The sequence below is a fragment of the Thalassospira sp. ABD4_177 genome, assembly GCF_056160125.1.
This window is the reverse complement of sequence record NZ_JBSWWO010000001.1, coordinates 1,123,663-1,136,850: the sequence shown is the minus strand read 5'-3', so window position 1 is coordinate 1,136,850 and position 13,188 is coordinate 1,123,663. Positions and strand designations below refer to the sequence as shown.

At 56.0% G+C, this 13,188-nt stretch carries 10 protein-coding genes; 3 read left to right on the top strand and 7 right to left on the bottom strand.

Going from position 1 to position 13,188, the window contains the following annotated elements; genetic code table 11:
- Positions 1-112: 112 nt before the first annotated feature.
- From atzF to ACXAF0_RS05205, 5 genes are read right to left on the bottom strand one after another with little or no spacing between them, the layout of a single operon-like run.
- On the bottom strand, positions 113-1,897 hold the full coding sequence (atzF, locus tag ACXAF0_RS05225; RefSeq protein WP_475344465.1) for an allophanate hydrolase: 1,785 nt from the start codon (positions 1,895-1,897) through the stop codon (positions 113-115).
- Positions 1,898-1,948: 51 nt separating this feature from the next.
- Positions 1,949-3,577: a dipeptide ABC transporter ATP-binding protein gene (locus ACXAF0_RS05220; protein WP_475344463.1), complete on the bottom strand. Its 1,629-nt coding sequence runs from the start codon at positions 3,575-3,577 to the stop codon at positions 1,949-1,951.
- A 2-nt stretch (positions 3,578-3,579) separates the two neighbouring features.
- Positions 3,580-4,497, bottom strand: coding sequence for an ABC transporter permease (locus ACXAF0_RS05215; RefSeq protein ID WP_475344461.1), 918 nt, complete (start codon positions 4,495-4,497; stop codon positions 3,580-3,582).
- A gap of 5 nt (positions 4,498-4,502) precedes the next feature.
- Positions 4,503-5,528: an ABC transporter permease gene (locus ACXAF0_RS05210; RefSeq protein WP_475344458.1), complete on the bottom strand. Its 1,026-nt coding sequence runs from the start codon at positions 5,526-5,528 to the stop codon at positions 4,503-4,505.
- A 4-nt stretch (positions 5,529-5,532) separates the two neighbouring features.
- Positions 5,533-7,137 (bottom strand): ABC transporter substrate-binding protein, encoded by a 1,605-nt coding sequence (locus ACXAF0_RS05205; protein ID WP_475344455.1) that lies wholly within the window; start codon positions 7,135-7,137, stop codon positions 5,533-5,535.
- A 104-nt stretch (positions 7,138-7,241) separates the two neighbouring features.
- Between ACXAF0_RS05205 and ACXAF0_RS05200 the strand changes: the two genes are divergently transcribed.
- Complete coding sequence (locus tag ACXAF0_RS05200; protein ID WP_475344454.1) at positions 7,242-8,174, top strand: LysR family transcriptional regulator; 933 nt, start codon at positions 7,242-7,244, stop codon at positions 8,172-8,174.
- Between the two features lie 50 nt (positions 8,175-8,224).
- On the opposite strand, the gene ACXAF0_RS05195 is transcribed toward ACXAF0_RS05200, so the two are convergent.
- Together ACXAF0_RS05195 and ACXAF0_RS05190 are read right to left on the bottom strand one after the other, a co-directional pair.
- A complete protein-coding gene (locus ACXAF0_RS05195) occupies positions 8,225-8,926 on the bottom strand; it encodes a GntR family transcriptional regulator (RefSeq protein WP_475344449.1) in 702 nt (233 codons plus the stop codon).
- On the bottom strand, positions 8,923-10,296 hold the full coding sequence (locus ACXAF0_RS05190; RefSeq protein ID WP_475344445.1) for a formimidoylglutamate deiminase: 1,374 nt from the start codon (positions 10,294-10,296) through the stop codon (positions 8,923-8,925). Before ACXAF0_RS05190 ends, ACXAF0_RS05195 begins: the two co-directional genes overlap by 4 nt.
- Before the next feature lie 82 nt (positions 10,297-10,378).
- On the opposite strand from ACXAF0_RS05190, the gene hutI reads away from it, so the two are divergent.
- A complete protein-coding gene (gene hutI, locus ACXAF0_RS05185) occupies positions 10,379-11,593 on the top strand; it encodes an imidazolonepropionase (protein ID WP_475344442.1) in 1,215 nt (404 codons plus the stop codon).
- A 53-nt stretch (positions 11,594-11,646) separates the two neighbouring features.
- The gene (gene hutH, locus ACXAF0_RS05180; RefSeq protein WP_475344440.1) at positions 11,647-13,188 is read left to right on the top strand and encodes a histidine ammonia-lyase; all 1,542 of its coding nucleotides are present in this window, start codon (positions 11,647-11,649) and stop codon (positions 13,186-13,188) included.

Sequence of the window (13,188 nt, the reverse complement as noted above, 5' to 3'; positions counted from 1 at the left end):
CGCGTCCGTCACCCATCCAACCGTTTTCAACGCAAATCGCACCATCAGGTCAGATCCCGAACAGTGCGATTCCGTGTAAGACGATTGCGAATTTTATAATCGGATTAGATGGTTAGCTGGCCATTTGGTTGATGTAGGCGCGCCAGCTTCCAAGCCCGGTGATTTCGGTTGCCCCGGCAAGGCCGGCACCTTCACACAGGAAACCTTTTTCGAAGGTCCCATCTTCAAGCTCTACCGAGCCCAGACACAGCGGTGATGGGATACCGGCAAGGAAACCGCCGACCTCGGATTTTGGCAAGGCCCAGACTTCGACATCAATCGCACCACCGCCATCAGGGGTCGCAACCATCCCCGGTCGTTTGGGCGGACCACCCGCCAAAGCATAAAAACGATATTTCGGTGCCGTTCTGGTTTTGCTCAGCAACCGCGCGCCGCGACTGGTCAATTCCGAATTAAGCGGCAAATCCGTCATGTGCGCACCACAGACCACCATGGCAATTTCATCTTCGCCAACAGTATCCGCGCGCGGTGCAACGGCATCCCGTTCCCATCCGGTTGCCCCCACGGCCCCGGCTTCGAGGGCCGCGGCAAGGGACGCTACCATGGCGTCCTCGCCCATACGTGCAAGGATGGTCAGGCTGCCCGGTCGACCGTCGCTGCGTGCGCCTGTCGGCACAGCAATACCGCACATATCAAGCAGATTAACAAAGTTGGTATAGGTCCCAAGCCTTGAATTCGGCCCGATAGGGTCGTTTGTGATATCATCAACAGAAACGAAATGCGGAATGGTCGGCACACAGATCGCATCAATATCCGCCAAGGCAAATCCGCACTCCCGCAGCAAATCCTTAAGGCGATACATGCCTTTAAATGCATCTACTGCACTGAGTTTGAGACCCGGCTCCAGAATGGCACGCGTTGTTGGATGAAGGGTCTCGGGGGCATCAATAAGGCGATTTCCCACAGCCGCGACGCGTTCTGCAACCCAAGCACCTTCGTAAAGCATCTTTGCAACATTGTAGAACGGGGTGAAATCAATCTCTGTGATTTCGCAGCCAAGACGGGCTAATCTTGCCACATCCGCATGGAAATGCGCGCGCTGGATGTCATCGCCAAATGTTTCAAGCGTCTCGTTATTGGGTACAGCAACCCGGTTCGACAGAATTTTGCGCAAACCGGAAGATTTGGGAAGTTTCCGCGAATAGGCATCCGTTGGATCGTATTGGGCCGCGACAGAGAAAACATCCCAGGCATCGGAAACATTCAGTGCAAACACCGAAATGGTATCAAGCGTCCGACATGCAGGGACCACGCCACGTGCCGAAAAAGCACCAAGTGTGGGTTTCAGGCCAACGATACTGTTAAGCGCAGCGGGTACACGCCCGGAACCGGCTGTATCTGTTCCGAGTGAGAATGTCGCAATGCCATGCGCCACAGAAACCGCCGAACCAGATGATGAACCGCCCGGCACAACGGCCGGATCAATGGCATTTTTCGGAACCGGATAAGGGCTTCTGACACCAACCAATCCAGTAGCAAACTGATCAAGGTTGGCCTTGCCCAGACAAACTGCACCCGCCTCAAGAAGCTTTTCGATGACAAAGGCATCATCGTCCGGGTCATAGGCGAAGTCCGGGCAGGCGGCTGTTGTCGGCATGCCCTTAACGTCTATATTGTCCTTGGCGACGAAGGGAACGCCCCACAGCGGACGCCCATCATATTCACCAAGGTCGGCTGCCGCCTCAAGGGCCGCTTCACGTGCAGGGTGAATAAATATGCCCGGATCATTGATCGCATCAAGGCGGCGAAACGCTTCTTCGATGACCTGCACTGGAGACAAACCGGATGCGTATGCCTGCCGGAGGGCAGCAAGTGTGAAAGGAAGATCAGCAATCATTTTTGGCCGTCCGTCTGTGGCATTGTTGAAATTTCTTGTGGCGGAGTTTGATCAGGCAGTTTCGGGCACCGGCGCCTGGGGCGCGGCTGAGAGCAATTCGCGTGTGTAGGGATGACTTGGGTTTTCCATTACGGTCACGACCGGACCGGATTCAACGATGGTGCCATTTTGCATGACGATCACGTGATCACAGAGCAAACGCACCACATTGAGATCGTGGCTGACAAATAGGTAACTGATGCCAAGGCTGACGCGCAGGTCTGCCAAAAGGTTCAGGACCAAGGCCTGGATCGAAACATCAAGCGCCGCGGTCGGTTCATCAAGGATCAGGAAATCCGGTTCTGTCGCAAGTGCACGGGCGATCCCGATACGAGCCTTTTGCCCGCCGGAAAGCTGATGGGGGAACCGGTCCAAAAGATGACTTGGGAAACCGGTCATATCAGCCAGTTCTTCGGTGCGTTTGTCAACAGCATCCCCGAGCATTCCCATCAGTCGCAATAACGGATCGGCAATCGCCTGACGGGCCGTAAAGCGTGGATTCAAGCTATCAGTTGCATCCTGAAAAACCATCTGGATTTTCGAACGCAAAGGATGTTTGGCAAAGTCCGCCGCCGGAAGGGCTGCGATATCCTCACCACGGTAAAAGATGCTGCCATGCGTGGAGTCAAGCAGACGCACGAGCATCGAGGACGTGGTCGATTTCCCACATCCAGACTCACCGACCAGACCAACACTTTCGCCTTCATGGACCGTGAAACTGATTTTCTTGACCGCATGAACCGGGCCATTCTTGCCCTGATAGGTCTTTGAGAGATTAACAACATCGATCAGTGGTTTTTCACTAATGACGTGGGGTTCAAGAGCCGGCCGGTCGCCTTCGGGCAACAAAGACCGGATCGTTCCTGTCCGGCGCGGCGTTGCATGCACCAGTTTGCTGGTATAGGCATGTTGGGGGTCGGTAAAGAGCTTAACTGGATCGCCCGCCTCCACAATCAGGCCGTCCTTCATCACGACAATCCGATCGCAGTATTGCGATGCCAGTCCAAGATCATGCGTAATCAGGATGGACGACATCCCGCGCGCACGGACCAGACCATCAACCAGATCCATCACCGCCTTTTGGGTTGTGATATCAAGCCCAGTGGTCGGTTCATCGGCAATGATCAATTGGGGATCACAGGCCAATGCCAGTGCGATCACAACACGCTGGCACATGCCACCGGAAAGTTCGAAGGGATAGGCGTCATAGCGTGCGGCAGCATCGCGAATTTTGACCGCTTCGAGGGCCTCGATTGCCTTTGCCCTGGCATTTTGGCGGGTTGCACGGCTATGACGGCGCAGGACATCTTCGATCTGATGACCGACCTTGCGGGTCGGATTGAGGGCGGCACGCGGGTTTTGGAAAATCATGCTGATTTCGCGCCCGCGGATATCACGCATGTCGCGTTCGGATGCGTTGCGCAAATCAATACCGCTATAGATCGCATCACCGGCCTTGATCTGCCCACCAGCATCAAGGATACGCATCAGAGCAAAGGACGTAACCGACTTGCCCGATCCACTTTCTCCCACGATGCCAAGGCGTTCGCCCTTTGCCAGTTCGAAGTCGATCCCTTTGACCGCATTGACTTCGCCATTCCGCGTCCTGAAGGCGACGCTTAATCCCTTGATGGAAAGCATGATTATGTCCTCCGCCGAGGATCGACGATATCGCGCAGACCATCGCCCATCAGGTTAAACGTCAAAACCGCAATCATCAGTGAAAGCCCCGGGAACAGTGCCAACCACCATTCACCCGACACGATAAAGTTCGCCCCCTCGGCGACCATGATCCCCCATTCCGGGGTCGGCGGACGCACGCCCAAGCCAATGAAGCTGAGCCCGGCAGCATTCAGGATCGCCCAACCAAGGTTCAATGACACCTGCACCATCATCGGTGGCAGAGCATTGGGAAAGATATGAAATGCCAGAATGCGGGCATCGCTGTTGCCTGAAAGCTTGGCCGCCAGTGTAAAACCTGCATTACGGCGAATATTGACCTCGGCGCGGACAAGACGGGCATAGAACGGGATATTGATGATCGCGGTTGCGTAGATGATGTTATCAACCGAGTTGCCAAGGGCAGCGACCACCCCCATTGCAAGCACAAACAGCGGGAATGCCATGATGGTATCAAGTACGCGGTTCAGCGTGATATCGGTCCATCCACCGCGATAGCCTGCAATCGCGCCCAGAAATGAGCCAATCACGAATGACAGTGCCACTGCAGCAACCGAGATCACCAAATCAAGCCGGGTGGCAACAACCACGCGGCTAAACACGTCGCGGCCAAGATTGTCTGTACCAAACCAATGCGCCAACGAAGGCGGCTGCAACACAGCAGCGGCATCGGTTGCCAACGGGTCATAAGGCACAATGGATGGCCCAAACACCGCAGCAAAGATCAACAAGCCAAACATGCCAAAGGCAAGACCGGTCACCGGATTTTCTCGAAGCACATAGAGAATATGACTAAAGGCGCTGGGCTTGGCTTTGGTTGCGCTGACTGCCAGTTGGTTAGTTGCAGCTTGCGCCTTGGAATCAGTTACTGGTGACGCCATTTTGTTCATTTCCCGGATGTCCCGAAACGCGGATCAATCAGGCCATAGGCCAGGTCAATCACCAGATTGAGGAAGACGAAAAGAAACGCCATCGCCAGAACAAAGCCTTGAACAGCGGCATAGTCCGATACGATCAGGGCTTCGACCGCGTAAGACCCTATACCGGGCCAGGCAAAGACCTTTTCGACTAGAACGTTCGCGCCCAGAACAAAGGAAAACACCATACCAAGTGTCGTCACCACGGGCAGAAGCGCATTGCGAAACGCATAGCCATATAGAATGCGCCCAGACCCAAGCCCGGCTGCACGGGCTGTGCGGATATAATCCGATGACAGCGCCGAAAGCATCGCTGCACGGGTCATGCGGGCAATTGGCGCCAAGGTAAACAGTGCCAACGTGACAGCAGGTAGGATCAGCTGTTTGAGTGCACCAAACCAGGTTTCCCAATCGCCAACCAATGCAGCATCAATTAGAAAGAAACCAGTCACATGTGGCGGATCCAGATAGATGAAATCAAGCCGTCCTAATGGCGAGGGTGAAATACCCAAAAGGTAATAGAAGACATAAATCAGCATCACGCCGGTGAAGAAGGTCGGAAGTGATACCCCCATGGTCACCAGCAAACGGCAAATCTGATCAACCCAACTTCCCGGTCTTGTTGCAGCCAAAACCCCCAATGGAATAGCAACAACACATGAAAGAATAAGCGCACTGAGCGTAAGCTCAAGAGATGCCGGAAGTCGACTGGTCAGTTCTGTCAGTACCGGGCGCCCGGTTGATACCGATTGCCCCAGATCGCCCTTGAGCAGTTGAACAAGATAGACCGCAAACTGTTCTGGCAATGGTTTATCAAGACCAAGCTTTGCGCGCGTTTCTTCGATGGTTTCGGGCGTTGCCATGATCCCAGCAAACTGGACAGCCGGGTCACCAGGCAAAGCACGTGTGAGGACAAAGCTGATGACAATGACCCCGAACAGGACCGGTATGGCCTGTGCGATACGTGTCAGAATACTGGTTCCCCGGACTGCCATAGGCTTAGCTTTCCACCGTGGTCAGGCCGCGGATATCAAGTTGACGGTGGAACCAGAACTCATATCCACCCGCACCGTTCAGCGCGACGTTAAGAGCCGGCTGCCACAGCGGAATACGCGGCAAGTCTTCGTGAACGATGTCAATCATACGCATGATCTTGGGGGCGTAGTCCGGATCATCCATGGCCATGTGCAGGGTTTCGTTCGTGAGCTGTTCGACTTCTGGGTTGGAATAGTTCGACGAGTTGAACAGATGCCCTTCCTGATAAGCCCAGAAGAAATAGTAATCCGGTGTATTGAGCCAGCCACCGAAGTTTTCCAGATGGAAATCAAGACGCTTCTCGACCAGTGCGGCTGTACGCCAGTTCGCACCCGGGATTTTTTCAATCTCGACCTTGATTCCCAGTTTACCAACCGCTTCCTGGATCAGAAGGGCTGCGGGTTCCATCCAGGATGACAGGTCGGTCGAGATGGAAAGCTTGGTCTCGAAACCATTGGCGTAGCCCGACTTCGCCATATGTTCAGCGGCTTTTTCAAGATTGGTGTCATAGGGCGACTTTCGTGGCCATGCGATGTCTGTTGCCTTGGCCTCGCCACCCCAAAGTGGTGCACCACGACCATAGGCAGCAGCATTAAAGATCGCTTCATATGGCACGACATAGGCAATCGCCTTACGTACGTCCGGGTCCTGGAACGGTTCGAACTTAGTATTCAGGCACAGCGCATGGACGCAGTTTTCAATCGGTGTTGAATGAACAGTTACCTTATCTGCCAGTTCCGCTGCATCCTTGTCAGGAATGTTGAACGCAACCTGAACGTCACCGCGTTCAATCAGTGCGCGGCTGGTTGCTGCTGATGGAACTTCACGCATGATCACACGACGCACAGGAGGGGTCGGACCACCAACCCAGTTCTCATTGCGTTCATATACGACCTGTTGACCGGCATCCCAACGCGTAACGGTGTAAGCACCGGAGCCAATGGTATTGAGGTGCAAATATTCCATTGCCCACGGATCATCCGTCGTGGCGTTTTCCACCGCCACTTTGGAATTGATAATAAACGGCACAGGTACGGCAAGATCGGGTAGCGAAAGCTTGGAAGGTTGATCAAGCTTAATGACAAAGGTTTCGTCATCAACGGCCTCAAACTGATCCGGGCGAGACAAACCACCTGCCTTCATCTGGACCGTTGGGAACCCACCGACACTTACGGCGCGGTCAAATGACCATTTGACGTCGGCAGCGGTAACCTTGTTCCCATCGGTGAAGACGGCATTGGATTTCAGTTTGAAGGTCATTGTCAGACCATCGTCCGAGAAGGTCCAGCTTTCCGCCAGTTCCGGAACTATTTCCGAATAGTCGTAAGACAGTCCACCGCCCTCTGCCGGTTTGGTACCAAATGATACCAGACGGTCATAGCAGTTGATAGCGATCTGATAGCTGGCACGGTTTGTTCCGGTCCGGTGCAGATCAAGGCTGTTGACCGTCTGGGCCGAAACAGCAACCAACGTGTCGCTGCCTGCAGCCATTGCAGAGAATGTTTTTGCGAATGGAAGAGTACCAGCAACCAGTGCGCTACCCTTCAGGAAATTACGTCTCGTAAGCATCTTCGAAAACCCCCATGAACTGCTAGTTAAGAATCCGTTGGATTCAGTTTGCAGTTTTTTGCGTTCGCGAAAACTGCTATGAATTCACCAATGCGGTGCAAAAAATGCACCGCTCTGAAGATGGACTGTTCATGAAGTACTTGCAGACTTTCCGAATGATCGAAGCTGTCGCCCGTGCGGGTTCAATGCGGAAGGCGGCCGAAGACATGAACCTGACGGCATCGGCTTTGAACCGACGAATCAACGGGTTTGAGGAAGAGTTCGGGTCAGAACTTTTTGAACGCCTGCCAAGCGGGGTTCGATTAAACCCGGCCGGCGAGCTTTTGTTGCACCATTACCGGGCGATGGCATCCGATCTGGAACGTGTTCAGGGACAGGTCGCCGATTTGACCGGAGAACGCCGCGGGCATGTTTCCATTGCCTGTTCGCAGGCGCTTTTACCCTATTTCCTGCCAGAACAGATTGCGATTTACCGAGAGGCTCATCCCGGGGTGACCTTTAGCGTCAATGTCCGCGATCGCGCGCAGGCCGAACAGGAACTGGCAAGCTATTCTAGTGACATTGCGCTGGTGTTTGAACCGATCTACCTAGTCGATTTCGAAGTCATCCATGCCATTGCGCAAACGGTCGATGTCGTGATGCGATCCGATCATCCATTGGCTTCACGTGATGAAATCAGGTTGCGTGACTGCCTTGATATGCCCCATGTCGCGCCAACCCACCGATTTGGTGTCCGTCACCTGCTGGATTTTGCCGCCCGACGCAGCTCACGCCATGTCTCACCCGTGGTCGAGACCGAAAGCTTCGAGCTGATACGCCACTATGTCCTGCATGAAAATGCGGTTGGCTTTCAAATTCCCATCGGTCTGCGCGTACCCGAAGACGGGTCATTGGTCCATTGCCCGATTTCCGAGCGCGATATGCCTCCGGGAAATCTTATTTTGGGCCAGATGCGCGGGCGCACCTTGCCAGTCGCCTCTGCGCGGTTTGCCATGCAACTTACCAATGCCCTTAAGGATTATCAGGTCAGTCAGTAAAGCACATTGCAAAACACCTTGCCTCGACTGCCCATCGCAGCTTTTTATGGTCAGATAGCAGAATGCTTGCGATAGCCTGGTGCGAACAGGAGGCGTGCCGATGTGATGCCGGTATTGTTTTCCCAGGTGGTCCGTTCCATCAGGAACAGTGACGTACCCGGATCGGTGTGCAGCACTTTAGCCTCGGTCTCGCTGGCATTGACCGCGGAAAAATAGATGTCGCCGCGCGTATAGGGCGCATGCAAGACCAGCCATTCGTTGGCACTGATTTTATCAAGGTCAGCATCAAGGATTGTTGGTGTGGCCGCGATGGATACCCAGCGGTCTTCGAACATGAACGGTTTGCCATCGGCAAGATGCAGCGATGTGATATGCAGCATATCGCTTTCGGCCGTCACGCCCAGATTGGCACAGATTTCCGGCGGCGGGGTGCGACGTTCGCTAAACAGCAGGCCATAGGCATATTTCTGCCCACGGCCTTCGATCTCAAGCCGAATAACCGGAATATCAAGCTTCGCACGCCGCACCGGGTGGGCCGCCACCCGCGTGCCGGCCTTGCGCCTGCGATCCAGGAAACCTTCGGATGCCAGTTCACGCAGCGCACGGTTCACCGTTGCGCGTGCACAGCCAAGTTGCTCGGCAAGTTCGACTTCCTTGGGGATCAGATCACCGGGCTTCCAGACACGTGTATGGATGCGGCGCAGAACCTCGTCATGGACCGATTGCCAGCTTTGTTGTTCCAGGCTGTTCACACTGCTTCCTTGAGCTGTTCCATCACGTTGCGATACCGGCTGGTGATCGCGTCATGGGCGATGTGGCGGCCCTCGGTCACAACATGGCGACCGGCCGACCAGACATCACGCACCATGCGATCATCTCCGGCGAAGATATATGTATCGAGGATCGTATCGCCTGTCCGGCCGATCAGGTCAACCGCCGAACCATCCAGCGCCATCAAATCGGCCAGTGCGCCGACCTCGATCCGGCCCGCGTCACGCCCGGCGGCCTGTGCACCGCCCTTGGCCGCCGCATCATAGATACGCCGTGCGGTCGACTTTTCCTCGGTTGCCAAAGCCGCGCGGGAATTGTCCCGCAGGCGCTGACTGTATTCCAGCGTGCGGAGCTCTTCCGAGAGCGAAATACGAATATTGGAATCCGATCCCACACCAATCACACCCCCGGCATTCAAATACCGAACCCCATCAAAGATGCCGTCACCCAAACTGCTTTCGGTGATCGGGCAAAGGCCCGCCACCGCACCGGTCTTGGCCAGACCGAGCGTTTCATGCTCTTCCATCTGGGTGCAGTGGATCAGACACCACTTTGCGTTCACATCGGCATTTTCAAGCAGCCATTCGGTCGGGCGCTTGCCCCAGCTGTCGCGCACTTCATCGACCTCGGCCAGCTGTTCGGCCAGATGCATATGAACGGGTCCGTCCTTGGAAAGCAGGCTGGTGGAAATCAGGTCTTCGCGACCAACAGCACGCAAAGAATGCGGGGCGACCCCCATCACCGTATCGGCGGGCAGGTTTTTAACCGCGCGAACAGATTCCTCATACAATTTGGCGAACTGGTCTGGATCGTTGCCAAAGCGGATCTGGCCCGGGCCTAACGGGCGCTTGTCACAGCCACCATATTGATAGTGTACGGGCAGCAAAGTCAGGCCGATGCCGGTGATTTCGGTGGCGGCGGCAATGCGTTCGGCCATCTCGGCGATATTGTCATACGAATGCCCGCCGGGACGATGATGCAGGTAATGGAACTCCGTATTGTTGGCGTAACCGGCTTCCAGCATTTCCATCTGAACAAAGGCTGCAATCGCCTCGACATGATCAGGCGTCAACTGATCGAGGAAACGGAACATCAATTGCCGCCAGGTCCAGAAGGTATCGCGTGGATCAGGCCCACGCCGTTCCGTCAGGCCGGCCATGGAGCGCTGAAACGCGTGGCTGTGCAGGTTTGAAATCGCCGGAAGAAGGATATCGGTTTTGCTGTTGGCATCGGATGGCGCCGCAGAATCGGCCTGAATCGCAGCAATTCTGCCATTCTCATCGATCTCGATCCGGACATTGCTTTGCCAGCCCGCTGTCGTAAGTGCCTGATTTGCCCAAAGAACCTTCATTGCCTCTACCCGTCTTGACAGAAATATTATGTACGTACATATTATCCTTAATAACAAACTTATCAAGGGGTGATGCTTCGCGATGCTGCTTCGAAACGCCAAAATCGTCACGATTGATGATCAGGACAGCTACGGCCTGATCGAGTGCGGCGCGATCGCCATTGGCAATGGTCTGATTAATTGGGTCGGTGCCGATGACGCCATCCCCGCTCAATATCTTGAAGACACCCCAAACGATCAGATCCGTGACCTTGAAGGGCGCCTGATCACCCCGGCCCTGATTGATTGCCATACCCATGTCGTGCATGGCGGCGACCGTGCGGTTGAATTCGAGATGCGCCTAAAGGGGGCAAGTTACGAAGAAGTCGCGCGTGCCGGCGGTGGCATTGTTTCGACCGTGAAGGCCACCCGCGACGCATCGATTGACGATCTTTTGACATCCGCCCTGCCGCGCGTCGATGCGCTACTGGCAGAAGGCGTGTCGGTGATAGAGGTCAAGTCGGGCTATGGCCTGAACGAAGAGACCGAACTCAACATGCTGCGCGCAGCCCGCAAGATTGCCGATCATCGCAACGTGCGGATCAAGACCACCTTCCTTGGCGCCCACGCCGTGCCGTTCGAATATAAAGACAATCCGGATGGCTATATTGATGATGTTTGCATCCCGACCCTAAAAGCGGCCCACGCCGAAGGACTGGTCGATGCGGTGGATGGCTTCTGCGAAGGCATTGCCTTTAATACCGATCAGATCAAACGTGTGTTTGACGCGGCCCGCGAGCTTGGCATTCTGGTCAAGCTGCATGCCGAACAGCTTTCAAACATTGGCGGCACCAAACTGGCCGCCGAATATGGCGCGCATTCGGTCGATCACGTCGAATACGCCACCGAGGAAGACGCAATCGCCATGGCCAAATCCGGGTCGGTCGCGGTCCTTCTGCCCGGTGCGTTTTACACCCTGCATGAAACCCAGTTGCCGCCGATCGAGGCGTTCCGCAAACATGGCGTGCCGATGGCGGTTGCGACCGACTGCAACCCAGGCACATCGCCGCTGGCATCGATCCTTCTGACCATGAACATGTCCTGCACGCTGTTCCGCCTGACCCCGGAAGAGGCGCTTGTTGGCGCAACCGCCCATGCGGCGCGCGCCCTTGGCCTGTCCGATACCGGGCGGATCAAACCGGGACTGCGCGCCGATCTTGCCATCTGGAATGCCAAACACCCGGCGGAGCTTTCATATCGCATCGGGTTCAACCCGCTGTTTGAACGCATTGTCGGCGGGGAAAGCACCGCCGCCTGACGCCCAAAAAACACCCGCGCCACCGCATCAACTTGTGCCCTTGAGGATAGATTATGACTGTCACCCTTATCCCCGCTTCGGTCAAACTGGCAGAGCTTGAACGCATCTGGCGTGATCAGGTCGCAGTCAAACTTGATCCCGCCGCCCGTGCCGGTGTCGAGGCCGCAAACGAGATGGTGCGCAAGGCCGCCGATGGCGAGGAAGCGGTTTATGGCGTCAATACCGGATTTGGCAAACTGGCCTCGGTCAAGATTGCGCCGGAAGATACCGAAACCCTGCAGCGCAACCTGATCCTGAGCCATTGCTGCGGCGTCGGCGAGCCACTTGATGGCGCGACCACCCGTTTGATGATGGCGTTGAAATTGCTCTCACTCGGGCGCGGTGCATCGGGTGTGCGCTGGGAGCTGATCGAGTTGATCGAAGGTATGCTGGCCAAGGGCGTGACGCCGGTTGTTCCGTCGCAAGGATCGGTGGGCGCTTCGGGCGACCTGGCACCGCTGGCCCATATGGCGGCTGTCATGATTGGTGCGGGTGAAGCCACCTATAAAGGTGAAACCCTGCCCGGGAAGGATGCCCTTGCCAAGGCCGGGTTGAACCCGGTGGTGCTCGGCCCGAAAGAGGGTCTGGCGCTGATTAACGGCACCCAGTTTTCAACCGCCTGCGCGCTGGTTGGGTTGTTTTCGGCCTGGCGCAATGCGGCAAGTTCGATCGTCACCGCATCGCTTTCAACCGATGCCATCATGGGATCGACCGCACCGCTGGTCGATGAAATCCATACCCTTCGCGGTCATCCGGGCCAGATCAATGTCGCGCGTGCAATGCGTGACCTGATGGCCGGATCGGAAATCCGCGAAAGCCACCGCGAAGGCGATACCCGTGTTCAGGACCCCTATTGCATCCGTTGCCAGCCGCAGGTCACCGGGGCGGCAATGGATTTGCTGCGCTTTGCCGGTCAGACACTTGAGATTGAAGCCAATGCCGTCACCGACAATCCGCTGGTTCTCAAGGAAGATGGTCGCATTGTTTCAGGCGGCAACTTCCACGCCGAGCCGGTCGCCTTTGCTGCGGACCAGATCGCCCTTGCGGTTGCCGAAATCGGCGCGATTGCCCAGCGCCGTGTCGCGCTGATGGTCGACCCGACCCTGTCGCATGATCTGCCGCCGTTCCTGACCCCGGAGCCGGGCCTGAATTCCGGTCTGATGATTGCCGAGGTCACGACGGCCGCCCTGATGAGTGAAAACAAACATCTGGCCAACCCGTGCTCGACCGACAGCACACCGACCAGTGCCAATCAGGAAGACCATGTGTCGATGGCCGCCCACGGCGCACGTCGACTGGCACGCATGAATGCCAACCTTTCAAACATTCTGGGGGTCGAGCTGATCTGTGCCGCGCAGGGCGTTGAATTCCGCGCCCCGCTTAAAACCAGCCCGGGGCTTTTGAATGTTCTGAAATCCGTGCGCGCCGATATCCCGACCGTACAGGAAGACCGTTACATGGCACCCGACCTTGCCAAGGCGGCCGAGCTTGTCAGCCAAGGTGCGCTGGTGGCGGCAGCCAAGCTGTCGGGCTTTGTGGTTGGGGCGGCAGCATAA

Coding starts and splice junctions, on each gene's coding strand:
- atzF (WP_475344465.1), bottom strand. CDS start 1,897: ATGATTGCTGATCTTCCTTTCACACTTGCTGCCCTCCGGCAGGCATAC.
- ACXAF0_RS05220 (WP_475344463.1), bottom strand. CDS start 3,577: ATGCTTTCCATCAAGGGATTAAGCGTCGCCTTCAGGACGCGGAATGGC.
- ACXAF0_RS05215 (WP_475344461.1), bottom strand. CDS start 4,497: ATGGCGTCACCAGTAACTGATTCCAAGGCGCAAGCTGCAACTAACCAA.
- ACXAF0_RS05210 (WP_475344458.1), bottom strand. CDS start 5,528: ATGGCAGTCCGGGGAACCAGTATTCTGACACGTATCGCACAGGCCATA.
- ACXAF0_RS05205 (WP_475344455.1), bottom strand. CDS start 7,137: ATGCTTACGAGACGTAATTTCCTGAAGGGTAGCGCACTGGTTGCTGGT.
- ACXAF0_RS05200 (WP_475344454.1), top strand. CDS start 7,242: ATGCACCGCTCTGAAGATGGACTGTTCATGAAGTACTTGCAGACTTTC.
- ACXAF0_RS05190 (WP_475344445.1), bottom strand. CDS start 10,296: ATGAAGGTTCTTTGGGCAAATCAGGCACTTACGACAGCGGGCTGGCAA.
- hutI (WP_475344442.1), top strand. CDS start 10,379: ATGCTGCTTCGAAACGCCAAAATCGTCACGATTGATGATCAGGACAGC.
- hutH (WP_475344440.1), top strand. CDS start 11,647: ATGACTGTCACCCTTATCCCCGCTTCGGTCAAACTGGCAGAGCTTGAA.